Genomic DNA, 22925 nt, shown 5'->3' on the forward strand with positions numbered 1-22925 from the left:
ACAAAACCCCGGGCAACGGCACACGTTGCCGATACCTGCACCGCCTGGAATGGCCTCCATCGACCACTGGCCCGCAGGACACCACCATGATCAGCACCGCCTCTTCCGTGTATACCCCCCGCCTGGACGCCGTCGGCCGCTGGCTGTCGCCATTGGCGCTGCGCATCCTGCTGGCCTGGGAGTTCTTTGAGTCCGGCCGCGAGAAGCTGGGCGGCCAGAACTGGTTCGCCGACCTGGAAGGTCGCTTCCCGTTCCCGTTCTCCACCCTGCCCGCATCGTTGAACTGGCAACTGGCCACCTGGCTGGAACTGGTGGGTGCGGTGATGCTGCTGCTCGGCCTGGCCACGCGCTCGGTGGCCTACGTCTTCTGGGTGTTGACGGTGGTCGCCATCGCCGCCGTGCACTGGCCCGATCAGTGGAACGGCCTGGGTGAACTCTGGCAGGGCTACGCGATCACCGACCAGGGCTACGGCAACTTCAAGCTGCCGCTGCTGTTCCTGGCCATGCTGCTGCCATTGATCCTCAACGGCGGTGGCGCGCTCAGCGTGGACCGGCTGCTGGCCGGCCCGCAGCATGCCCCCGTCGGCAATGACGGCCTGGGCTGGGGCGTCAGCCTGATCGCCCTGTTGCTGCCGGTTGCCGCGCTGTTGCCCGGCGTCGGCTTCGGCGGCGCCCTGCTCGGTGGCGTGCTGCTACTGGGCTACGCGCTGCGCCGTCGTCGCACCGTCTGACCTGCTTCGCCCCTTCCCGCGCTTCTTCCTTTCGTTTCCGTCGCCTTCAGGCGGCGTCCATCCCGCACGCCTGGCGTGCCATCCCCAAGGAGTCACCACCATGTCCGTCTCGACCAAGAACACCCCCTCCTCCCGCCTGCCACGCATTGGTGCCATCGGCATCGCCCTGGCCGGTGGCCTGCTGCTGGCCGGCCAGGCCGCAGCGATCCAACCGCTGGCGATCAGCGCCGTCGCCATGAGCGCCGCCGCCGAAGGCAAGTGCGGCGAAGGCAAGTGCGGGGCCAACAAGGCCACCACCGGCAAGCCCGCCGGCAAGGCCAAGGTGGCCGAGGGCCAGTGTGGCGAAGGCAAGTGCGGCGACGCCTCGTTTGCCCGCACCGACCGTGACCACGACGGCAAGGTCTCGCGCGCCGAGTTCAACGCGGTGGCCGCCAAGCGTGCCGCCGAGTTCGACCGCATCGACACCGACCACGACGGTTACATCAGCGAGCAGGAAGCGCACGACTACCTGCGCAGCGTCTACACCGCCAACGGCAAGCCGATGCCGAAGGGCCTGTTCTCCCGCGTTGCCGATTGATCGACGTCCAACCGGCGCTGCCTTCAAGGCGGCGCCCTCTCTCTGGAGCATCCGCCATGTCCCTGCCCTTCAATGCCGCCGGCCTTGGCCTGCGCCGTGGCCTGATCGACGAACTGCTGGCAATGCCGGCCGGTGCCATCGACTTCCTCGAAGTCTCTCCTGACAACTGGATCGGCGTCGGCGGTGCACACGGCGCCGCGCTGCGCCAGCTCAGCGAGCGCCACCCCCTGACCTGCCACGGCCTGTCGCTGTCGCTGGGAGGTCCTGATCCGCTGGACCGCACCCTGCTGGCACAGACCCGTGCCTTCCTCGACCTGCACCAGGTGCAGTTGTACAGCGAACACCTGAGCTACTGCGCCGCCGGCGGACATGTCTACGACCTGCTGCCGCTGCCGTTCACCGCCGAAGCCGTACAGCATGTCGCCGGTCGCATCGCCCAGGTGCAGGACATGCTGGGCCGGCGCATCGCCGTGGAGAACATCTCCTACTACGCCGTTGCCGGCGCGGACATGAGCGAGATCGACTTCATCAACGCCGTGCTCGCCGAAGCCGACTGCGACCTGCTGCTGGACGTCAACAACGTCTTCGTCAACGCCTGCAACAACGATTACGACGCTTTCGAATTCCTGGCCCGCGTGCCGTCCCACCGTGTTGCCTCGCTGCATGTGGCCGGCCATTTCGATGAAGGTGATGGCTTCAAGATCGATACCCACGGCGCGCCGGTGAAAGGCGTGGTCTGGGCGCTGTTGCGCGAGGCCTATGCGCGGGTCGGCGTGCGCCCGACGCTGCTCGAACGCGACTTCAACTTTCCGCCGCTGGCGGAGTTGCTGACCGAGGTTGCGCGGATCCGCCAGGCGCAGGTCGAGGCACGTTCACCCGAGGTGGCCCATGGCTGAGTCGCTGGCTACCCTGCAACGGCGCTGGGCCGATCATGTGCGCGACCCAGCAATGGCCGCACCCGACAGCGTCGAGGCGGGCAGGCTGGCGGTATACCGCCGCCTGTGCATCGACAGCCTGGACGCCCTGCTGGCCGGCAGCCTGCCGCGCCTGCAACAGCAGTTGGGCACGCCACACTGGCGCGACACAGTGGAGCACTACTACGCCCACCACGCCTGCCAGACCCCGTTGTTCCCACAGATCGCCGGCGAGTTCACGGCCTGGCTGGCAGTGCAGGACACGCTGGCACTCCCGGCCTGGGCAGCGGAACTGGCGCACTACGAGAGCACGCTGCAGTCGCTGCACATTGAAGCGCGTGACGCCGGGCAGTCGCTGCACAGCGTTCCCGAGGGCAGCGATGTGCTGGCGGTTTCGCCGCTGGTGCGGGTGCTGGGCTACCAATGGCCGGTGCATGAGGACGAGGCCCTGGAGCCGGTGCCGAGCGCTGCGCCCACGCTGCTGCTGATCCGGCGCCTCGCCGATTTCAGCCTGCAGGTCGAGCAGCTGTCGCCGCTGGCCTACGCGCTGCTATCGATCTTTGGTGACGACGGCGCAGCTGTGGAAGCAGCACTCCGGGTGCTGTCCGGGGCACATGGCGTGGCAACGGACGCATTGCGCGCGGCCTGCGCGCCCGTACTGGGCGAGCTGTGTGCGGCGAGCGTGCTGGTTGTGCCGAACGACTGTTGAGGGTGCCGGCCAGCGGCCGGCGCTACCCACTCATCGCCCGGCCAGCGGTCGGTGCTCCCCATTCCTGCTTCGAGGTCTCACCATGCCTGCTTCCAACACTTCCTTCCTGCACGGCTGGCGCCTGTTTATGGCCATGGCCGTGGTCCTGATCGCATTCGCGCTGGCGGCCTTCGCCGTGTATCCCGATGCAGCCGAAGGCAGCCGTGCGGCGATACGGGTCACTGCACGTACATCGTTCCTGCTGTTCCTGGCGGCGTTCACCGCATCGTCGTTCGCCAGTCTTCTGCCCGGCCCGTTCACCCGGTTCCTGCTGCGCGAACGGCGCACCGTCGGTTTGTCCTTCGCGTTTTCGCACCTGCTGCATGCCATCGCCATCACCAGTTTCGGCATCCTCAACCCGGCGTTCTGGCCAGCACGATCCGCGCTGGCCAACCTCCCGGGCACGGTGGGCTACATCGCCATCCTGGCGCTGGCCATCACCTCGCATCGGGGGATCGCCCGCCGCATGGGCCCCACCGCTTGGCGTCGCCTGCACCTGACCGGCATGTGGATCATCGCGGCGGTGTTCACCTACTCGTACTTCAAGCGCGTGCCAGGCAACTTCTGGTATGCGGTGCCGTCGGCACTGCTGTTCACCGCCTTCGTGGTGCGCTGGATAGCCAAGCGGGCGCAGTCACTGCGGCGCAATGCGCATGCGCGGCCGCCGCTGCGGAGTTCTTGAGGAGGCGGTTACTTGTAGAGCCGAGCCCATGCTCGGCTGCCTCTCTGGTTCAGCCGAGCATGGGCTCGGCTCTACAGAGGGATCCCAGCGCGATAGGCAGCGAACTCCCTGCGCAAAGGGACCTGCCCCACTTCAGGTCACGGCGCGCGGCGCAATGTCACCAGGGTGATCTCCGACGGCACGCCGATGCGCGCCGGGAAACCGGCCCAGAGGCCCGCACCGTTGCCCACGTACAGCGTCATCCCATCCACGTCATAGCGGCCGGAGACAAAACCGCCATTGGCGCGCTTCACCAGCTGGTCCATGCCGATGATCTGCCCACCGTGAGTGTGCCCGGACAGCTGCAGCTTCACCCCACGCGCCGCCGCCTCGCGTGCATTGCGCGGGCGGTGATCGAGCAGGATCACCGGCGCGGACGGATCGGCACCCTCCAGTGCAGCCTGGAGATCCGGCAGCGGCAGGCCGTAGCGTGCCGCCACCGGGTCGGTGACACCGGCGATGGTGAGCGCCGCATCGCCGCGTCGTACCTGCAAATGACTGTTCTCCAGCACCTGCATGTGCAGCGCGCGGAACGCCTGCATCCATGCCTGGTACTGCGCGTAATACTCGTGGTTGCCGGTAATGGCAACGACACCGTCCGGCGCCCGCAGATCGGCCAGGGGTCGCGCGTCGTCGCGACGGGCCTCGACGCTGCCGTCGATCAGATCACCGGTGATCACGATCAGGTCCGGCTTCAGCGCGTTGCCCTGGTCCACCACCTTGCGCACCCAGTCACCTGTCAGCAGGCGGCTGGCATGGATGTCGGTCAGCTGCAGCACGCGATAGCCGTCGAACGCCGCTGGCAGCCCGGCAATGCTCACCTCGATCTGCCGCGGCTGGGGCACTGCCATGCCCTGGCTGACACCATAGCCACTGACCAGCAGGGCCAGCACGCCGGCCGCCGGCCGCAGCTGCGGTGCACGCAGGGCCGATACCATGCGCGGCCAACGCAGCAGGCGCGAAACCAGCAGGCCGGCGTCCAGTACCAGCATCACCAATGCCAGCAGCAGCACCGCCGTGGAGCCGGTGGCCAGCGTGGCGATGGCCAGTTTCGGAATTTCCGGCGACGCCATCGTGCCCCAAAAGGTCGCCACGATGCGCAGCTGCACGGCTACGCCCACCAGCAGCAGCGACAGCACGACCTTCAGCCAAGTGGGCATGCGCTGTGGCCAGAACAGGCGCCAGGCCACATACAGGCCCATCAACAAACCGATCGTACTCAGCACTGCAACCATCCATGACAGAAAGCGGGCCGCCATGGTGACGGCTGCGGGCCATGTTGTGTAGAGCCGAGCCATGCTCGGCTGCATCCCCGAAGCCCAGCATGGGCTCGGCTCTACAACGGCTGGTCGAGGTGTTCCACCCGCAGGCGGGCAATGCGGCGCTTCTCCATCGCCAGCACGGTGATGCGCACACCCGCCACCTCCACCGCATCGCCGGTGTCCGGCAGCCGGCCCAGCTGCTCCAGCACCAGCCCGGAGATGGTCATGTAGTCGGCACTGCGTGGCAGCGATACGCCGGTCAGCCGCTGCAGGTCGTCCAGGGTCAGCGCACCGTCGGCCTCCCACTGGTCCTCGCCCTGCGCGACCACGCCATAGCGCTCGTCCTGGGTATCGACCAGATCGCCGGCAATCGCCGCCAGCAGATCGTTGGCGGTCACCAGGCCCTCCACGCTGCCGTACTCATCCACCGCCACCGCCAGCGGTACCGGATGCTGGCGGATCAGTTCCAGCGCCTGCAGCGCACTGGCGCTGGACAGCACGTACTGCGGCTCGCGCAGGTTGCCTTCCAGCTGCAGCGGCCTGCCCTGCAGCAGGTCAGCCAGCAGGTCGCGGCTCTGCACCACGCCACGCAGGCTGTCCAGGTCACCATCGCCCACCAGCAGCCGGGTGTGTGGCGATGCCACCAGGCGGGCCACCACATCCTCCTGGCCCCGCGCCAGGTCGATCCACTGCACATCGGCGCGCACGGTCATTACGCTCGACACCGGCCGGTCAGCCAGGCCCAGCACGCTACGGATCATCTCGTGCTCGGCCGGCTGCAGGCGCTCTTCGGCATCTACCGGCTCGTCCACGCCGTCATCGGCATGGCCATTGGCCGGGCGCGCGCCGAGCATGCGCAGCACCGCATCAGCGGTGCGCTGCCGGAACGGCTGGCGGCGCTCGTTGCGCTCACGATTGAAACGCACCCACTGATTGAACGCCTCGACCAGGATCGAGAAGGCGATCGCCGCGTACAGGTAGCCCTTCGGGATCTTGTAGCCCAGGCCCTCGGCCACCAGGCTGAAACCGATCATCAGCAGGAAGCCCAGGCACAGCACCACCACGGTGGGGTGCTTGTTGACGAAGCGGGTCAACGGCTTGCTCGCCAGCAGCATCAGCGCCATCGCGATGGTGACGGCGGCATACATCACGCCCAGGTTGTCGACCATGCCGACCGCGGTGATCACCGAGTCCAGCGAGAACACCGCATCGAGCACCACGATCTGCGCCACCACCATTGCGAAGCTGGCGTAGACCTTCTTGCCGTCTTCGTGGTGCGCGCGGCCTTCCAGCCGTTCGTGCAGCTCCATGGTGCCCTTGAACAGCAGGAACAGGCCACCGCCCAGCAAGATCAGGTCACGCCCGGAGAAGCTGTGCTCGAACAGCGTAAGCAGCGGCTCGGTCAGTTTCATGATCCAGGCCAGCGCCGCCAGCAGCACCAGCCGCATCAGCAGGGCCAGTGCCAGGCCGATCACCCGCGCGCGGTCGCGCTGGTGTGGCGGAAGCTTGTCGGCAAGGATCGCGATGAACACCAGGTTGTCGATGCCGAGCACGATCTCAAGCACGACCAGGGTTGCAAGGCCCATCCATATCGAGGGGTCAGCCAACCATTCCATTTCAGGTCCGTTTCGTCAGTAGGTAAGGGAGAAGAACAAACACTCAGTCTGCGTCCTGCGTGTGCGACGGGTCGTACCCGAGCAGGTCGCCAGGCGTGCATTGCAGCTCCCGGCAGATTGCATCCAGCGTGGAAAAGCGGATGGCGCGCGCCTTGCCGGTCTTCAGGATCGACAGGTTCGCCAGGGTGATGTCGATGCGACCGGCCAGCTCGGACAGGGTCATGCCCCGTTCCTGCAGCACGCGGTCCAGGGTGATGACGATTGCCATCAGATGACACCGTCGAGGTCATCGCGCATCGCCGCGCCCACGGCGAAGACGCGTGCCAGCACGAACAGCATCAGCACCGCCACCAGCCCGGTGATCGACATGCCGCCGCCCACCTCCATCCAGCTGAAGTCCGGGCCCATCCAGGCCGCGTAGGCGCCGATCAGGATCGACAGCAGCTCCATCGCCAGCATCAGCCACGCCATGCGTTGCAGGCGCTGCGCATTGGCGTGGGTGAACGGCCTTTCGCGCGCCGCCGATTTCAGCAGCCGCAGCAGATGGCGCAGGAACAGCAGGCACAGCACCAGCAGCGCGACGATCACAGCCAGCCCCAGGCAGAAGTGCAGGAACAGGGCGTTGCCGTGCGCAGCAGCGGCAGCGGCATCGTGGACGCTGTCGAGCAGCCAGCGACGGTCGTGCGCGACCAGCGGCACGGCCAGCAGTGCGGCCAGGATGCCCAGCCAGCACATCGCCCGGACGGCCTGGACGGCGGCCTGGGCCAGGGTGAACAAGCCTCGCGCGGGTCTGGCGCGGGCGGGACGAGCGGTCAAGCGGCCTCCGGCATTGGGGCGGCCTCGCCGCCCCGGGGTGGATTTATCGATAAACGATATATCACAACCAGCGTGAAAGGCTGAATCGCAGGCATGGGCAGCCTGCGCGGCGCGGGGCCAGCGTTACCGACTGGGTGCAGCCTGCTCCAGCATCGCTTCGCCCGGCGTCACCGAGGCCATCGCCTGCACGCCGGCCTCGGCGGCCTGCCGCGTCACCAGCCGGAAACGCACCTGCAGCTTGGCCTGCCCGGGCGTGGCCCAGCCGTACTGGATCGCCACCTGGTCCGCCGACAACGGCCCACGGCCTGGCAGCGAGCGCGCCTGCAACGGCGTCGGCGCCGCCTGCACCAACCGGGCAAAGCCCTTCTGCACGACCGCCGCGTCGGCCTTTTCGGCGTAGACCGTGCACGTGCCATCGTCAGCCCAGCTGACTGCATAGCGGCCGCTGGCCAGCGGCACCATCCAGGCCACGCCCGACTGCCCCTGCAGCAACGTTGCCGCCTCGGCAGGCTGCAGCGGTGACAGCCCGTTGGATTCCATCAACGACTGCAACCGCGCTGGCGCGCCGATGTGCTGCATGCAAGCGGTATCGAACAACTCACTGAAAGGGTCCTGCGCTTGTGCGCTGGCCTTGGGTGCACGCGCAGGCTGCGCCGCCGCCAGGGCAGGCAGCAGGGCCAGGATCAGCCAGGAGGCAGGGCGCATTGGAACTCCAATGTACGGAACGCAGCGGGGAGGATGGCAAAGCCCGGGCGTGGCGTGCAACGGCCGCGTTGCCGCCGGCCTCCCCGCACCGGGATCAGGCCGTGATTTCGCCCTCGTCCTCGCCATCCCAGTAGTGGATGCGGCTGGCGCGCACATGGATCAGTACCAGTCCTGGTGTATCCACTCCCTGTTCGAACCACCGCTCCAGGTCCTTCACCCAGTGCTCGCGCATCGTGGCCCGATCGCGCACCAGCGCTGCCCTTCCCTGCACGTGCACGAACAGCGGCGGCTTGCCCAGCAGCGACTTGCTGCCGGAGAAACCCAGTGCGACGGCAGGGTCAGCCTCGATCTCGCGCACCATGTCGGTGTCTTCCATGGTGAAGAACCAGCTGTCACCGTCATAGTCCACGTCACCGTTGTTGCTCATGGGGCGACCGGCAATTTCTCCACCGGCGTGGGTCTGCAGCATCGTGAAATCGATGCCGGCCATTTTCTTGGCAAGTTCTGGGAGGGTGAGCTGGGTCACGGTGCGGTCCTTGATCGGAGGGACGCCCAGCGTCTGCGCAGAGCGGTGACCGGAAAGTGGATGAGCACTTGCGGCCTCTTCACGGGAAACGAGATACGCCGCATGGTCCGTGCGTGACGCACTCCACACCACCATACCCACGTTAAAAGCAGATGGAGGAACGCCCCTGCGAAGCACCACAGCCGGCTAACAGGGGGCTGCCGGAGAATCGCGCAACCCCGTGGCACGACCGGCATGGCAGCCGGCATGCGCGCGGCGACTCCTTCGCAACCGCATGGCCTCCACATGGATCTGTTCGCCTGGCTCGCGTTCGGCTGCTACCTGTTGGCGTTCTTCATTGTCTCGCTGTTTACTGCGGCCTATCTGAAACGTTCCGACTTCATGCCCTACCACGCGCAGGCCGTGGGCATGTCGTGGGCGGAGATCGAACCGCGCATGCAGGTGCTGCTGATGGCACTCATCCGCGTGGTCGGCGCCGGGTGGATCGCACTGGCCGGTGCCGGCGTGATGCTGGCCTGCCTGATCTTCTTCGGAGGCCACTTCGTACTGCCGCAGCTGCCGGCGTTCCAACTGTTCTGCCTGGTCGCCACGCTGCCGCCGGTCCTGGTCGCTTCGGGTGTGCGGAGACGCACCGGTGCACGTACACCGGTGCCCGCTGGCGCCGCAGTGGTGCTGCTGTCCGTCATCGGATTCGTGCTGGCCCTGTTGTCGCTACCAGAGTGAGTTCCTTTTCTCCCCTCTCCCCCGCGAGGCTCCACGATGAATCCCGAATCGATCTTCTACAGCGTGGTCAACGGTGATCTTCCACGCTCCCAGGCCGGCACCCTGCTCGGCTGGCGCTTCGTCGGCTATGACGATGCACTGCGCCGCATCCAGGTCGAGTTCGACGCCGGGACGGTGCTCACCAACCCGATGGGCAACGTGCAGGGCGGATTCCTGTCAGCGATGCTGGACGACTGCATGGGGCCGGCGATCTACGCCACCCTGCCAGCCAACCGCATCGCGGTCACGGTGGAGTCCAAGACCAGTTTCGTCAACCCGGCGCGGCCGGGGCGGATCATCGGCTGGGGCGAAGTCGAGCACAGCAAGGGCAGCATCGCCTTCACCCACGGCTGGCTGACCGACCCGGCAGGCAGGGTGCTGGCCACTGCCAGCGCCACTTTCCGGGTGGGTGCGCTGCGCTGGCGTGGACTCTCGGTGCCGCGTCCCATCGCGCGCCGGATGATTGCGCGCACGCTGCGGCGCGTGCATGCGCAGACCGGCTGATGGGTGCCGTCAACGTGCGTTGCGGCCGCCGCCAGCCACGCGCACGCGGTCGCGGCCCTGCGCCTTGGCCTGGTACATGGCCGCGTCGGCGGCACGCAGCAGGGTGCGCCAGCCCAGCGCGTCGGTGCCGCCCTCGGCCACACCGAAGCTGGCGGTAACCCGCAGCACCTTGCCACCGACCAGGGCGATGTCCAGCCGCTGCAGCGCCACCCGCAGCGACTCGGCCAGCCGGCGGCCACCGGCCAGATCACCGTCGGCCAGCAACACGAGAAACTCCTCGCCACCATAGCGGGCAATGCTGTCGCTGCGGCGCAGGTGGCGCTGCAGCAGCTGCGCCACCTGCACCAGCACCTCGTCACCGGCGTCATGCCCGTGGCCATCGTTGATCGCCTTGAAGCGGTCCACGTCCAGCAGGATCACCACCGCGCTGTTGCCGCCGTCGGCATGACGCTGCTGCACCAACTCGTCCAGCGCGCGCCGGTTCAACAGCCCCGTCAGCTCATCGGTGCCGGCCAGCTGGCGCAGCTCGCTGGTCAATGCCGAGCGCTCGCGTGACTTCTCGCGCAGCACTTCGATGGCATCGAACAGGCGCTGCATCTCGGCCAGCGGGTGGGTCACATGCTGCTCCGGGCCGGGGGCTTCCGAGGCGATCTGGATGACCTGCTTCTGCGCCTGCAGCAGCGGCCGCAGGATCTGCAGATGGGCGATGCGCAGCGCCACGCCCAGCACCACCAGCGTGCCCAGCACCGTCGCCACCAGCACCACCAGGCGCGTCGCTTCGCGGTTGCGGGTGCGCTCGAAACGGGCGATGGACACGCTCAGGTAACCATCACGCAGCGCTTCCAGCGACCGCAGGGTCGGCACGTAGCGCGTGGTGAACTCGGCGGCGGTCCACGGCGGCGGCACGCCCCGCCGGCCATCTTCGATCAGCTGTTCGATCATCGGCAGCGATTCGCCGAAGAACTGGCGGCGTGCCATGTCCCAATGCCAGGACAGCGTCGGATCGCTGCGGAACACGGCTTCATGGCTGCCTGCCAGCCGCCACAGCTCCAGCAGGCGGCCTTCGGTCTGCAATGCCGCCCGCACCTGTTCGTCACGCCAGGCCCCCGGTACCGCCACCGGCGCCATCACGTTCGAGGCCAGGCGGCCGCCATGCTCGCGCAGGTCGATCAGCACCTGGCCCTGCATTGCCGGGATCGCCGCTTCGCGGTCGGCACTGACCAGCACGCCGATCTGCGTCGAGGTCAACACGTGCAGGCGATCGACCACGGCGAACATGCTGCTGATCGCGCGCTCCACGTCTTCCACCCGGCGCGCGTCGTGCGGCTGTGCCGCCACCTGGTCCACTGCGGCCCGCGCCGACTGCAGGCGACGTTGCACGTCGGCCAACAGCCCATGTTCGCCGACCACGCCGGGATCGGCCTTGAACACGGTGTCCAGTTGCAGCAGGGCGGTGTCGACCCGCTTGCGCGCAACCGCCAGCTGCGCGGTCAGCCGGGCCTGTTCGGCCGCATCGGCCGTATTGGCTCCCAGCAGGCTGTTGGCGGGGCCGCGCTCGGCCGACACCCGGTTGGCCAGGTCGAAGGTCTGCTGCAGCCGGCGCAGGCTGACCAGGTTGTCCTCGGCGGCGGTGAAGCGCAGCGTGCCCTGCACCAGTGCGATGGCCATCAGCGGCAGCGTACAGACTACGAACAGCCCGGCCAGGATCCAGACCCAGGTCCGCAATCCGATGGGCGACGCCTTGCGGGCCATGCACATTTCCCCTGTCGTGCGGAACACTGTAGCGGCCGCCTGCACAGGCGCCAAGCCGCTAACGGGCCAACCGTGGCCGTGGGTACACCGTGCGCGCCGCGAACGCACCGACAAGGCCGCGCGGACGCTCGAATCGGGACAAATACGTCATGCCCCGCCGCGTCAGATCCAGCGCTGGTCGACCAGTTCGCGCTTCACGTAGGCATAGAACACCGGCGCGGCGACCAGGCCCGGCAGGCCGAAGGCCGCCTCCATCACCAGCATGGCCAGCAGCAGCTCCCAGGCCCGCGCCTGGATTTCGCCACCCACAATGCGCGCGTTGAGGAAGTACTCCAGCTTGTGGATCACGATCAGGTACAGCAGCGCCGCCACCGCCACATAGAACGAGACCGACAGTGCGACGATGGTGATGATCGTGTTGGAGATGATGTTGCCCACCACCGGCAGCAGGCCGGCCAGGAAGGTGATCAGCACCAGGGTCTTGGACAGCGGCAGGTGCACGCCGAACAACGGCAGCACGCCCAGCAGGAAGATCGCGGTGAACACGGTGTTGAGCAGCGAGATCTTCACCTGCGCGAACACCACCTGACGGAACGCGGTGGCCAGGCGGCTGGTGCGCCCGACCAGCTCCTGCGCCAGCGGACCCATCTTCGGCAGCGGCAGTTCGTCATACAGTGCGATCATCGCACCCAGCACCATGCCGATCAGTACGCGCACACCCACCTGGACCACCGAGGTACCGGCCACGCCCAGCTGGCGCTGATGCTCGGCGGCCCAGTCGTTCAGCGCCGCGCGCAGCGCTGGCATGTCTTCGGGAATGTAGGGTTGCAGCAGCGCCGGCACCTGGTGCCGCGAGGTGTTGAGGATCTCCATCAGGCGCGCCAGCAAAGCGTCCGGGCCACCGGTCTCGTTGCGGAAGAACGAGGCCACGCCGATCCCCGCCAGCACCAGCGCACTGATGATGATCGCCGACAGCACGATCACTGCGATCGCCCGTGCGCGTCCCGGCGGCAGCCTGCCTTCCACGGTGGAGGCCAGCAGGTGGGTCAGCTGGAACACCAGCAGGCCGGACAGCAGGGTGACCACCAGGCCCAGTTTCAGCGCCAGCCACATGCCCAGCAGCATCATCAGCCATGCCGCGATCCTTGGGATGGGGGGCTTGGGCTGGGCAACGAGAGCGTCTTGCATGGGAGCGCGTCCGGGCGGGGTGGCCCATGGTAGAGGATTGGCGTGCTGATTCCGCGTGCAGGATGAATGGGCATTTCATCCGCGTTCGGCGGCAGCCGTGCCGTCCCCACGCGCGCTCACTCGCCGTAGCTGGCGGTGTTCTTGCCCTGGCGCTTGGCGTGGTACAGCGCGCGGTCGGCCAGTGCCAACCAGTCCTCGACACTGCCGCCACGCGGCGTGGCCGCAATGCCGATACTGACGCTGAATTCCACCCCCGGCGTGGCCTGCCGCGCAGCCTCGAGCAGGTGCAGGCGCACCCGCTCGGCCACGTGCATCGCATCGACGGGCGCGCAGTCGCGCAGCAGCACGACGAACTCATCGCCCCCCAGCCGCGCGGGCGTATCACCTGGGCGGGCAACGGTGCGCAATGTCGCCGCGATATGCCGCAGCACCTCGTCACCGGCGCGGTGGCCGTGCGAGTCATTGATGCGCTTGAAGTCGTCCACATCGAGCATCAGCAGGCAGGCAAAGCCGCCCTGGCCCTGTGCCCGGTCCAGCGCCTGCTGCGCACGCAGGATCAGGAAGCCGCGGTTGGCCAGCTCGACCAGCGGGTCCATCCGGCTGAGACGCTGCAGCTGGCGGTTCTGCGATTTGACCCGGCGCGCCAGCTGCCAGCTGAGAATGCTCAGGCCGATGCCATACACGAACAGGAACGGGACGCTCAGCATGATCGTGCGCTGCGAGGTGACCGGCTGGTAAGGGAAGCCGAGCGCCCACCATGTGAGCGCAAAGCCCACCAGCAGGGCCAGCGTGGCGCGCATCGCCAGGCGAACGCCACCGGCAGCGATCTTGTCGGCCACCAGCAGTGCGGCGAACAGTGCACTGGGCACCGCGCTCAATGCCATGAAGGCGATCCAGCCACCGCCGAACAAGGAGTCGGCCACCATGCAGCGGAACTGGACGAGCGCGGGCTGGCCGGAGCGCTGGGTCAGCTTCAATGCCAGCGCAGGCCACGCCAGCGCGTTGAGCAGCAGCAGGGCCCATGCCAGCGGCCCATCGTGGCGCTCGAGGATGATCGAAGCGATGGGGATCGCCCCCAGCCCATTGCCGACGAAACGCATCCAGCCGATGCGACGTGCCGCGCCAATGCCTTCGACCGCGCCTTCCGCCGAATCGGTAAAGAATGGCATTGCCCCCCCTGCGCGATCACACCCGCTGCTACGGCCCTTGCCGGGCTGCCTGCGATGAGTCTGACAGCTTTGCGTCAATTCGGGATCAAGGTCGCGGGACGACGCGCGGGCCGGCCGCCCTGCTCCGGCTGCCCTGCCTCGCCTCCGCTACCGCCTGGGCACCGCCGTCGAACCGCGCAGCATGAAGCTGAACTCCAGCGTCTGCTGAAGCGGTACATCGACCTGTTCAATGATGGCGAGCAGCAGGTTGACCGCGCGCTCGCCGATTTCACGCATCGGCTGCTGGATGGTCGTCAGCGGCGGGGTGAGGTAACGCGACGAGGCCAGGTCGTCGAAGCCGACGATGGAGAGCGCTTCCGGAACGCGGATGCCCCGGTCGCGACAGGCCGCCAGTGCCCCAAGTGCCATCTGGTCGCTGAAGCAGAACACCGCGGACGGCACGGGCGTGCCGTCCAGCAGCGCCATCACCGCCGCATGCCCGGACTCAACGGAAAAGTCCCCGGGCACGATGCTCAGCTGGCGCAGGCGACCCCGCGCCTTGCCGGCGGCCCGGACCCCTTCCAGCCGCTGCTGGTGCAGGGGGTTGTCAGGTGGCCCGCCGACCACGGCGATCCGTTCGTGCCCCAGGCCGTACAGGTGCTCCATCACCGCGCGTGCGGCGGCCGCGTTGTCGATATGGACGCTGGGGATGCCCAGTGCGGGGTCGAACTCGCATCCATTGACCACCGGCGCAGCTGCGCCGCGCTGCTCGACGATCTCGCGCGCGGTCGGTGGCAGGCGATGGCCCAGCACGATCATGCCGTCTGCCTCGTTGCGCCGGAGCATCTGCGCGTAGCGCTCCTCACGATCGGGTTGATGCTGGGTATCGCCCAGCAGAACCGCGTAACCGACCGCCTGCGCGGCCTCCTCCGCACCCTGCAGGATCTGTGCGAAGAACGGATTGGCGATGTCCGGGACGGTGACCAGGATCTTGCCGCTGCGCTGGGTCTTGAGCGTGCGGGCCACCGTGTTGGGCACATAGCCCAATGCGGCGGCGGCCTGCTCGATGCGCGCACGGGTGGCCGGCAGCACCTTGTCCGGCCGGGAAAGCGCCCGTGACACCGTGCCTGCGGAGACGCCGACGTGCCTGGCGATGTCGTAGATGGTGGCCATGGCGTTAGTTCTCCTGTCCGCTGTGCAGTGCACAACAGGTCCTGCGTGCGCCCCTGCTAGGATAATGCAATCGATTGCATCGAGGGCGAATCACGTTGAAGACGCTCAAGGGTCCAGCGCTGTTCCTGGCGCAGTTCATCGGCGACACAGCTCCTTTTGATCGGCTGGACACGCTGGCCGGATGGGCCGCGGGTCTGGGCTATTCTGGCGTACAAGTTCCCACCTCCGCGCCCCACCTGTTCGATCTGGCCGCGGCGGCACGCAGCCAGGCGTACTGCGACGATGTTGCCGGCATGCTGGCCGGGCACGGCCTGCAGATCACCGAACTGTCGACCCACCTGCAGGGGCAGCTGGTCGCGGCCCATCCCGCCTACGACAGCCTGTTCGACGGATTCGCACCCGCCGACGTGCACGGCAACCCGCCCGCGCGCCAGGCCTGGGCCGTGGAGCAGCTGCGGCTCGCCGCGCAGGCCAGCCAGCGCCTGGGGCTGACCGCGCACGCCACCTTTTCCGGTGCGCTGGCCTGGCCCTACTTCTATCCGTGGCCGCAGCGCCCGCCGGGCCTGGTGGAAGAAGCCTTCGCCGAACTGGGCCGCCGCTGGCGCCCGATCCTGGATGTGTTCGACGCCTGCGGCGTGGACCTGTGCTTCGAACTCCATCCCGGCGAGGACCTGCACGACGGTGCGACCTTCGAGCGCTTCCTCGATGAGGTCGACCATCATCCCCGCGCGAAGATCCTGTACGACCCCAGCCACCTGCTGCTACAGCAGATGGACTACCTCGGCTTCATCGACCGCTACCACGCCCGCATCGGCATCTTCCACGTCAAGGACGCGGAGTATCGCCCCAGCGCGCGCAGCGGCGTGTATGGCGGCTACCAGGACTGGATCGATCGTCCGGGCCGGTTCCGCTCACCCGGTGACGGCCAGATCGACTTCAAGGCGATCTTCTCGAAGTTCGCCCAGTACGACTTCCCCGGCTGGGCGGTGCTGGAATGGGAGTGCTGCCTGAAACACCCGGAGGACGGCGCGCGCGAGGGTGCCGCCTTCATCCGCGATCACATCATCCATGTGACCGAACGCGCCTTCGACGACTTTGCCGGGAGCGACACGGACGCTGGATCACTGCGCCGCATGCTGGGAATCTGAGCCACGACCGCCCCGGGAGGGCAAGCCATGACGCACGCCATGTCGCGCCTGGGCGCGATGATGTTTCTGCAGTTCTTCATCTGGGGGGCGTGGTTCGTCACCCTGGGTACCTACCTGGTACAGGGCCCGCTGCAGGCCAGCGCAAGCCAGGTGGCAACGGCGTTCCTCAGCCAGTCCATCGGCGCCATCGTGGCGCCGTTCCTGGTCGGCCTGATCGCAGACCGCTACTTCGCGGCGCAGCGCATCCTGGCGATACTGCACCTGGCCGGCGCGGTGCTGATGTGGCTGGCGTCCACCGCCACCAGCTTCAGCATGTTCTCCGCCTGCGTGATGGGCTACATGCTGCTGTTCATGCCGACGCTGGCACTGGCCAACAGCGTCGCCATGCGGCACATGCAATCGCCGGAGAAGCAGTTCCCGCTGGTACGCGTGGCCGGCAGCATCGGCTGGATCATCGCCGGGGTGCTGATCGGCTGGCTGGGCTGGGAACAGGCGCACCGGCTTGAACTGACCTTCCGCATGGCCGCATTGGCATCGCTGGTGCTGGGCCTGTATGCGTTCACCCTGCCGCACACGCCGCCGCTGGCGCAGCAGCGCGATGCCGGGCTGGGACAGATCCTGGGGCTGGATTCATTGCGGTTGCTGAAGTCGCGCGCCTACCTGGTGTTCTTCCTGGCTTCCATCGCCATCTGCATCCCGCTGTCGTTCTACTACAACTTCACCAATCCGTATCTCAACGACCTCGGTGTGCACGGCGCCGCCGGACTGCAGTCGCTGGGCCAGGTCTCCGAAGTGCTGCTGATGCTGGCCATGCCGTTCCTGTTCGTGCGGCTGGGGGTGAAGACCATGCTGGCGGTCGGCATGGCGGCCTGGGTCGTGCGCTACGCGCTGTTCGCCTTCGGCGATGCGGGCAGTGGCTTCTCCCTGCTTGTGATCGGCATCGTACTGCATGGCATCTGCTACGACTTCTTCTTCGTCACCGGCCAGATCTACACCGATGCCCACGCCGGCCCCGCCGCGCGCAGCAGCGCGCAGGGCTTCATCACCCTGGCCACCTATGGCGTGGGCATGCTGATCGGCACCTTCCTGTCCGGCGCGGTAGTGGAGCACTTCACCACTGCAGCGGGCCCGCACTGGCAGCAGATCTGGTTGTTCCCGGCCGGCGTCGCACTGGTCGTGCTGATCGCCTTCCTGCTGCTGTTCCGCGACCGCCCGGTAGCTGCGGCCGCGTCGTCCACCGCCTGAGGAGACCGGCCGATGCCCCCGCTTGGAATCGCCATCATTGGTACCGGCATGATCGGTGCGGTGCATCGCCGCGCGGCACTGCTGGCTGGCGCCGAGGTGCGCGGCGTGGCCGCCTCGTCGCCGCAGCGCGCGCGCGAGGTGGCGCACGCGTGGAATGTCCCGCGCGCCTATCGCGATATCGAGGACGTCGTCGCTGATCCCCAGGTACAGGTCGTGCACATCTGCACGCCCAATCATCTGCACCGCACGATGGCGCAGGCCGCACTGGAAGCCGGCAAGCACGTGATCTGCGAGAAACCGTTGGCGACGACGCTGGACGATGCGCAGGCGCTGGCGGCGCTGGCCGCCTCGACCGGATTGGTCGCCACCGTCCCCTTCGTCTACCGCTACCACCCGGTGGTCCGCGAGGCACGTGCACGCATCGCGCAGGGCGATCTGGGGCCACTGCACCTGATCCATGGCAGCTACCTGCAGGGCTGGCTGCTGGACCCGGCCAGCAACAACTGGCGGGTTGACCCGGCACTGGGTGGTACATCGCGCGTGTTCGCTGACATCGGGTCGCATTGGTGCGACCTGGTTGAATGGGTCAGCGGCGAGTGCTTCGCCGAAGTGAACGCGGCGTTTGCCACGGTGATCGCCGAACGCAGCGCAACCACCTCCCAGAGTTTCAGCACGCCGGCGACAGACGGCGCAAAGCAAGCGGTCGAGAGCGAGGACGTGGCCGCAGCAATGTTCAGGACCGGCGCGGGCACGCTGGCGTCATTGACGGTCAGCCAGGTCTCGGCCGGACGCCACAACCGGCTCTGGTTCGAGATCGACGGCGCCAACGCCAGCGTGGCGTTCAACCAGGAGGATGCCGAGCGGCTGTGGATCGGCCTGCCCGAACAGCGCGAGGAAATCTTCGTGCGCGGCCCGGGCGCCGGCAGCGCCGAACAACGCCGGTTGTCGCCGCTGCCAGCGGGGCACGCACAGGGCTACGGGCAGTGCTTCGAAGCGTTCGTGGCCGACACGTATCGCGCCATTGAAGGCGAGCGGCCGCAGGGCCTGTCCACCTTCGAAGACGGCCTGCGCTCGGCGCGGATCGTTGATCGTGTCATTGCATCGGCCAGGTCACGCACCTGGACCGCCATCGGTTGAATCCCGGGAGGATCTGTTGATGAACATCCCTGTCCGTAGAACTGCAACCCTCGTCCTGCTGCTGCTCGCAGTCCTGCCCGCCTTCGCAGGAAACACAGCCGGTGCGCAGAAGCCCATCGCCGTGCAGATGTACACGCTGCGCAATGCCGGGCCGCTCGACCAGCAGCTGAAGATCGTCCACGACGCGGGCGTGCGTGCGGTGGAGACCGTCGGTACGCAGAATGCAAGCGCTGCGGAACTGAAACAATTGCTGGACCGTTACTCGATCAAAGCCGTTTCGTCGCACGTTCAGCTGGCCGAGCTGCGCGACAACCTGGATGCCGTGTTGGCCTTCAACCGCTCGATTGGCAACAGCACGCTGGTGGTGCCCTACCTAGACCAGAAGGACCGCCCGCACGATGCCGCCGGCTGGACCGCATTGGGACGGGAGCTGGGCCGGATTGCCAGGCAGGTGCGCGGCAAGGGGATGCAGCTGGCCTACCACAACCACGACTTCGAGCTGGTCGACTTCAATGGCAGGACCGGACTGGAGCTGCTGTTCGACGCCGCCGGCCCCGAGCTGCAGACCGAACTGGACCTGGCCTGGGTCGCGCGCGCGGGCCTGGACCCGGTCGTGATGCTTGGCAAGTTCCGCGGCCACGTATTTGCGGTACACGCCAAGGACAATGCGCCCAAGGGCCAGGCCGAGGACGAAGGTGGATTCGCTGCGGTCGGCCAGGGCGTGCTGGACTGGAACGCGATCCTGCCAGCCGCCGCCAACGCTGGCGTGCAGTGGTACATCGTGGAACACGACCAGCCACGCGACCCTGCCAAGGTCATCCAGGCCGGCGCGGACTACCTGCGTGAACACCTGACTACCAACCCGCCCACCCGTGCCCACCGCTGACGCATCAAGGAGCCCCACATGAAAATGATCCTGGCAGTGGCCGTGGCCCTGGGCGGCATGAACGTTGCGACGGCAGCGTGGGCCAAGGACGACCCGGCCGCGGGTGCGAAACTCTACGCCCAGCACTGCACTGCCTGCCACGGTGCTGAACGCACCGGTGTACCACCGACGTTCCCGGCGCTCACCGATGTCGGCAAGCGGCTGCAGCCCGCCCAGGTCAAGGACAGGATCAGGAAGGGCGGCGGCCTGATGCCACCCTTCCCGCAGCTGTCACAGCAGGAGATCGATGACATCGCCAGCTACCTGGCGAAGTAGCCGGTGAGCACTACAGCTCGCGCACCCAGATGTTGCGGTAGCTGACCTTGGAGTCATGTTCCTGCAGATACAGCGGCGCGCACCCATGCGGTGCGTACGAAGGCGCACCGATGTATTCGGTCCTGCCCGCCAGCACGGTGTCGTCCTGTACCAGCACGCCGTTGTGCAGCACGGTGATCCGTGCGGGCGACGTCAGGCCGCCGCCCGGCGAGAAGCGCGGGGCCTTCCAGATGATGTCGTAGACCTGCCACTGGCCCGGTGCGCGCGAGGCGTTCACCCGTGGCATGGCCTGCTTGTAGATGGAACCCGCCTGGCCATTGGCATAGGTCGGGTTGTGGTAACTGTCGAGCACCTGCAGTTCATACAGTTCCTGCAGGAAGATCCCGCTGTTGCCCCGATTCTGGCCGTCGAAGCCCTTCGTTTCGGTGGGCGTTCGCCACTCGACATGCAGCTGGACATCGCAGAAGCGTTGCCGGGTGCGGATGCCCTTGCTGCCCGGAACGACAGTCATGGCGCCATCGGCCACCTCCCAGGGCACGCGGCCACCCTGCTCCGCCTCCCACGCGGAGACATCCTTGCCATCGAACAGCACGATCGCATCGGACGGTGCCTTGCCAGGTGGCGTTGCCACGGTCGCGGGCACAGGACTCCACACTTCGGTCTTCTTCGGGTCACGCACAGCGTCGGCACCGTCCTGTGCGAACGCAGATGCAGCGGCCAGCAGGCCGGCGGTGATCAACGCAGGGCGGATCATCAGGTTGGTGTCCATCAGCTGGTCCCCCAGGCAGGTGTGCCGGGGACATAGGCGAGGTCACCGTCGTAGCGCCCCGGCACGGCGACGTACTGCAGCACCCCGGTCGCACCGACCTTGGAGGTGAAGAAGCCGAAGATGGCCAGCTGCTTGATCATCGTGAAGTAATGCGGCATGGCTTCGCCCTCTTCGGGCGTTCCGGTCTCGGTCACGTCTGCATTGCGCGCCTTGGCTTCGGCATCCAGTGTACGCAGCAACCCGGTGCGCGCCTCCGGCGTGAGCGACACGAAGCGGCCACCGGCGCGCTTGTCGATGTCCGCCAGCCCGGCGCGGAACACCGCCTGCTGCCTGGCGGTGTAGCAGTCGCTGACGAACGTCGCCATGAACGCACCGGCGCCCGCGTCCTTCGCCCCGGGTGTCCGGGTCCGCGGCAGGATGGTTTCGGCAATCTCGTCCAGCGTGCCGATTTCGGCATCGGAGAACGCGGCCATCATCCCGGCCGCTGGTGCTTTGCCATGCACCAGCGCTGGCAGGCCAACCATCGCCGCACCGGTGGCGGCGACGATCATCTTCAGCAGTTCGCGGCGATCCATCACAGGTTCCCCGCTTTCAGTTCGCGTACCGCGTGGTCGGCCGCACGCGCGGTCAGCGCCATGTAGGTCAGCGACGGATTCACGCAGGCGCTGGAGGTCATGCAGGCACCGTCGGTGACGTACACATTGGGGGCATCCCAGACCTGGTTGTGCGCGTTCAATACCGAGCTCTTCCGGTCCCGTCCCATACGCGCAGTCCCCATCTCATGGATGCCCTTGCCCGGGGCGTAGTCGTTGTCGTGCATCTTCACGTCCTTGACCCCGGCCGCCTCCAGCATCTCGGCGGCGTCAGCAGCCATGTCCTTGCGCATCGCCAGTTCGTTGGCGCGCATGGACACATCCATCGCCAGCACCGGCAGCCCCCACTTGTCCTTACGGTCGCGGTCCAGGTGGATCGTGTTGTCGTGGTGCGGCAGCATCTCACCGAACCCGGTCATGCCGATGCGCCAGTCACCCGGCACGGTCAGCGCCTCCTTCAGGTCGGCACCGATGTTCAGCTCGGCGATCTCGCGCGACCAGCCGGTGCGGCTGGCACCGCCCTGGTAGCCGAATCCGCGCAGGTAGCCACGCTTGTCGGCGGCGACATTGCGGAACCGCGGAATGTAGAAGCCGCACGGACGGCGGCCGAAGTAGTACTTGTCTTCGTAGCCCTCGACCCGGCCCGAGGCGCCCGCACCGAAATGATGGTCCATCACGTTGTGCCCCAGCTCGCCCGACGAAGAGCCCAGCCCGCCTTCCCACACATCGGTGGCCGAGTTCATCAGCAGCCAGGTCGAGTTGAAGGACGATGCGTTGAGGAAGATGACCTTGGCCGTGTACTGATAGGTCTGCCCGGTCTCGGCGTCGATCACCTCCACGCCACGCGCGCGCTTGCGATCCTTGTCGTAGAGCACTTCCTTGACGATCGAGAACGGCCGCAGGGTCAGGTTGCCGGTCTTCATCGCCGCCGGCAGCGTCGCCGACTGGGTGGAGAAGTAGGCACCAAAGGGACAGCCCAGAATGCACTTGTTGCGATACTGGCAGTTCACGCGCCCCTGCTCGGGCATCGGCTGGGTGATGTTGGCAGTGCGCGAGTGGATCATGTGCCGCGTGCCGCCAAAGGCCTTCTTGATCCGTGCGGCCACGTCCTTCTCGACGATGTTCAACGGGATCGGCGGCAGGAACTCACCATCCGGCAGCACGTCCAGTCCCTCGCGCGTGCCGGCGATGCCCGCAAACTTTTCCACATGGTCGTACCACGGCGCGATGTCGGCATAGCGGATCGGCCAATCGGTGGCGATGCCCTCCTTGAGGTTCGCCTCGAAATCCAGGTCGGAGAAGCGGTAGCTCTGACGGCCCCACAACAGCGAACGGCCACCGACGTGGTAGCCGCGGAACCAGTCGAAGCGCTTGGTCTCGATGTAGGGCGAGTCCTGCTCGTTGGCCCACATTCCTTCCAGGTTCTCGGCGAGGCCATAGTCGCGCATCAGCACCGGGAAGTCGGCCTTCATCGCCTGCGTTGGCCGGTTGCGATGCGGGAAGTCCCACGCTTCCTTCATCGCATTGACGTAGTCCTTGACGTGCTCGATGTTGCGTCCGCGTTCCAGCATCAGGACCTTCAGGCCCTTCTCGGTCAGCTCCTTCGCTGCCCAACCGCCACTGATTCCCGAGCCAACAACAATGGCGTCGTAGTGATTATCTGCCATGGGTTTCTCACCTGGGTGGATA

General features: G+C 67.2%; 25 protein-coding genes. 12 read left to right on the top strand and 13 right to left on the bottom strand.

Features of this window, described 5'->3' with window-relative positions; genetic code table 11:
- Nucleotides 1-86 precede the first annotated feature (86 nt).
- The 5 genes from AC10QF_RS02260 (at nucleotide 87) to AC10QF_RS02280 (ending at nucleotide 3652) form a co-directional block, all read left to right on the top strand.
- Nucleotides 87-731 (top strand): HvfX family Cu-binding RiPP maturation protein, encoded by a 645-nt coding sequence (locus AC10QF_RS02260; protein WP_494541664.1) that lies wholly within the window; start codon nucleotides 87-89, stop codon nucleotides 729-731.
- A gap of 100 nt (nucleotides 732-831) precedes the next feature.
- The gene (locus AC10QF_RS02265; protein WP_069139051.1) at nucleotides 832-1308 is read left to right on the top strand and encodes an HvfA family oxazolone/thioamide-modified RiPP metallophore; all 477 of its coding nucleotides are present in this window, start codon (nucleotides 832-834) and stop codon (nucleotides 1306-1308) included.
- Between the two features lie 56 nt (nucleotides 1309-1364).
- The gene (locus AC10QF_RS02270) at nucleotides 1365-2204 is read left to right on the top strand and encodes an HvfB family MNIO-type RiPP peptide maturase (RefSeq protein ID WP_069139050.1); all 840 of its coding nucleotides are present in this window, start codon (nucleotides 1365-1367) and stop codon (nucleotides 2202-2204) included.
- Nucleotides 2197-2931 carry an HvfC family RiPP maturation protein gene (locus AC10QF_RS02275; protein ID WP_069139049.1) on the top strand — a complete coding sequence of 245 codons (735 nt, stop codon included), beginning with the start codon at nucleotides 2197-2199 and terminating at the stop codon, nucleotides 2929-2931. Before AC10QF_RS02270 ends, AC10QF_RS02275 begins: the two co-directional genes overlap by 8 nt.
- Before the next feature lie 82 nt (nucleotides 2932-3013).
- The gene (locus AC10QF_RS02280; protein WP_494541665.1) at nucleotides 3014-3652 is read left to right on the top strand and encodes a ferric reductase-like transmembrane domain-containing protein; all 639 of its coding nucleotides are present in this window, start codon (nucleotides 3014-3016) and stop codon (nucleotides 3650-3652) included.
- Between the two features lie 137 nt (nucleotides 3653-3789).
- Here the strand turns inward: AC10QF_RS02280 and AC10QF_RS02285 are convergent, their stop codons facing one another.
- The 6 genes from AC10QF_RS02285 to AC10QF_RS02310 form a co-directional block, all read right to left on the bottom strand.
- Entirely contained in the window at nucleotides 3790-4926 is a 1137-nt protein-coding gene (locus tag AC10QF_RS02285) for a metallophosphoesterase (protein WP_494541704.1), read from the bottom strand.
- A gap of 101 nt (nucleotides 4927-5027) precedes the next feature.
- Entirely contained in the window at nucleotides 5028-6569 is a 1542-nt protein-coding gene (locus tag AC10QF_RS02290; protein ID WP_494541666.1) for a TerC family protein, read from the bottom strand.
- A gap of 43 nt (nucleotides 6570-6612) precedes the next feature.
- Nucleotides 6613-6837 (bottom strand): helix-turn-helix domain-containing protein, encoded by a 225-nt coding sequence (locus tag AC10QF_RS02295; RefSeq protein WP_061479178.1) that lies wholly within the window; start codon nucleotides 6835-6837, stop codon nucleotides 6613-6615.
- Complete coding sequence (locus AC10QF_RS02300) at nucleotides 6837-7304, bottom strand: DUF2975 domain-containing protein (RefSeq protein WP_032954010.1); 468 nt, start codon at nucleotides 7302-7304, stop codon at nucleotides 6837-6839. Before AC10QF_RS02300 ends, AC10QF_RS02295 begins: the two co-directional genes overlap by 1 nt.
- Before the next feature lie 204 nt (nucleotides 7305-7508).
- Nucleotides 7509-8090 (bottom strand): NMCC_0638 family (lipo)protein, encoded by a 582-nt coding sequence (locus AC10QF_RS02305; RefSeq protein ID WP_005415652.1) that lies wholly within the window; start codon nucleotides 8088-8090, stop codon nucleotides 7509-7511.
- 94 nt (nucleotides 8091-8184) lie between these two features.
- Nucleotides 8185-8616 carry a pyridoxamine 5'-phosphate oxidase family protein gene (locus tag AC10QF_RS02310; RefSeq protein ID WP_053497616.1) on the bottom strand — a complete coding sequence of 144 codons (432 nt, stop codon included), beginning with the start codon at nucleotides 8614-8616 and terminating at the stop codon, nucleotides 8185-8187.
- Nucleotides 8617-8901: 285 nt separating this feature from the next.
- Between AC10QF_RS02310 and AC10QF_RS02315 the strand changes: the two genes are divergently transcribed.
- Together AC10QF_RS02315 and AC10QF_RS02320 are read left to right on the top strand one after the other, a co-directional pair.
- Nucleotides 8902-9339: a hypothetical protein gene (locus AC10QF_RS02315; RefSeq protein ID WP_494541667.1), complete on the top strand. Its 438-nt coding sequence runs from the start codon at nucleotides 8902-8904 to the stop codon at nucleotides 9337-9339.
- 36 nt (nucleotides 9340-9375) lie between these two features.
- Complete coding sequence (locus AC10QF_RS02320) at nucleotides 9376-9882, top strand: PaaI family thioesterase (protein WP_494541668.1); 507 nt, start codon at nucleotides 9376-9378, stop codon at nucleotides 9880-9882.
- 9 nt (nucleotides 9883-9891) lie between these two features.
- On the opposite strand, the gene AC10QF_RS02325 is transcribed toward AC10QF_RS02320, so the two are convergent.
- From AC10QF_RS02325 to AC10QF_RS02340, 4 genes are all read right to left on the bottom strand, one after another.
- Nucleotides 9892-11634, bottom strand: coding sequence for a GGDEF domain-containing protein (locus AC10QF_RS02325; protein ID WP_494541669.1), 1743 nt, complete (start codon nucleotides 11632-11634; stop codon nucleotides 9892-9894).
- Between the two features lie 162 nt (nucleotides 11635-11796).
- Nucleotides 11797-12822 carry an AI-2E family transporter gene (locus tag AC10QF_RS02330; RefSeq protein WP_053497611.1) on the bottom strand — a complete coding sequence of 342 codons (1026 nt, stop codon included), beginning with the start codon at nucleotides 12820-12822 and terminating at the stop codon, nucleotides 11797-11799.
- Nucleotides 12823-12938: 116 nt separating this feature from the next.
- Complete coding sequence (locus tag AC10QF_RS02335) at nucleotides 12939-13991, bottom strand: sensor domain-containing diguanylate cyclase (RefSeq protein WP_111127856.1); 1053 nt, start codon at nucleotides 13989-13991, stop codon at nucleotides 12939-12941.
- A 147-nt stretch (nucleotides 13992-14138) separates the two neighbouring features.
- Nucleotides 14139-15143, bottom strand: a complete 1005-nt coding sequence (locus AC10QF_RS02340; protein WP_494541670.1) for a LacI family DNA-binding transcriptional regulator — start codon at nucleotides 15141-15143, stop codon at nucleotides 14139-14141.
- A gap of 95 nt (nucleotides 15144-15238) precedes the next feature.
- Here AC10QF_RS02340 and AC10QF_RS02345 point away from each other — a divergent pair, with 95 nt between their 5' ends.
- From AC10QF_RS02345 to AC10QF_RS02365, 5 genes are read left to right on the top strand one after another with little or no spacing between them, the layout of a single operon-like run.
- Nucleotides 15239-16291 (top strand): sugar phosphate isomerase/epimerase family protein, encoded by a 1053-nt coding sequence (locus AC10QF_RS02345; protein ID WP_111175532.1) that lies wholly within the window; start codon nucleotides 15239-15241, stop codon nucleotides 16289-16291.
- Between the two features lie 27 nt (nucleotides 16292-16318).
- On the top strand, nucleotides 16319-17536 hold the full coding sequence (locus tag AC10QF_RS02350; protein ID WP_494541671.1) for a nucleoside permease: 1218 nt from the start codon (nucleotides 16319-16321) through the stop codon (nucleotides 17534-17536).
- A gap of 12 nt (nucleotides 17537-17548) precedes the next feature.
- Entirely contained in the window at nucleotides 17549-18673 is a 1125-nt protein-coding gene (locus tag AC10QF_RS02355; RefSeq protein WP_494541672.1) for a Gfo/Idh/MocA family protein, read from the top strand.
- Between the two features lie 19 nt (nucleotides 18674-18692).
- Nucleotides 18693-19559, top strand: a complete 867-nt coding sequence (locus tag AC10QF_RS02360) for a sugar phosphate isomerase/epimerase family protein (RefSeq protein ID WP_111175534.1) — start codon at nucleotides 18693-18695, stop codon at nucleotides 19557-19559.
- 18 nt (nucleotides 19560-19577) lie between these two features.
- Nucleotides 19578-19874 (top strand): c-type cytochrome, encoded by a 297-nt coding sequence (locus tag AC10QF_RS02365; RefSeq protein WP_005415640.1) that lies wholly within the window; start codon nucleotides 19578-19580, stop codon nucleotides 19872-19874.
- 10 nt (nucleotides 19875-19884) lie between these two features.
- On the opposite strand, the gene AC10QF_RS02370 is transcribed toward AC10QF_RS02365, so the two are convergent.
- Genes AC10QF_RS02370 through AC10QF_RS02380 form a run of 3 tightly spaced genes read right to left on the bottom strand, consistent with a single transcriptional unit; the run spans nucleotide 19885 to nucleotide 22903 of the window.
- Nucleotides 19885-20643, bottom strand: a complete 759-nt coding sequence (locus AC10QF_RS02370; protein ID WP_494541673.1) for a 3-keto-disaccharide hydrolase — start codon at nucleotides 20641-20643, stop codon at nucleotides 19885-19887.
- Nucleotides 20643-21218 (bottom strand): gluconate 2-dehydrogenase subunit 3 family protein, encoded by a 576-nt coding sequence (locus tag AC10QF_RS02375; protein WP_005415638.1) that lies wholly within the window; start codon nucleotides 21216-21218, stop codon nucleotides 20643-20645. The genes AC10QF_RS02370 and AC10QF_RS02375 overlap by 1 nt, the downstream gene beginning before the upstream one ends.
- The gene (locus AC10QF_RS02380) at nucleotides 21218-22903 is read right to left on the bottom strand and encodes a GMC oxidoreductase (RefSeq protein ID WP_005415637.1); all 1686 of its coding nucleotides are present in this window, start codon (nucleotides 22901-22903) and stop codon (nucleotides 21218-21220) included. The genes AC10QF_RS02375 and AC10QF_RS02380 overlap by 1 nt, the downstream gene beginning before the upstream one ends.
- Nucleotides 22904-22925 lie beyond the last annotated feature (22 nt).

The organism is Stenotrophomonas maltophilia complex sp. Om-AH-Sm3 (assembly GCF_059337855.1).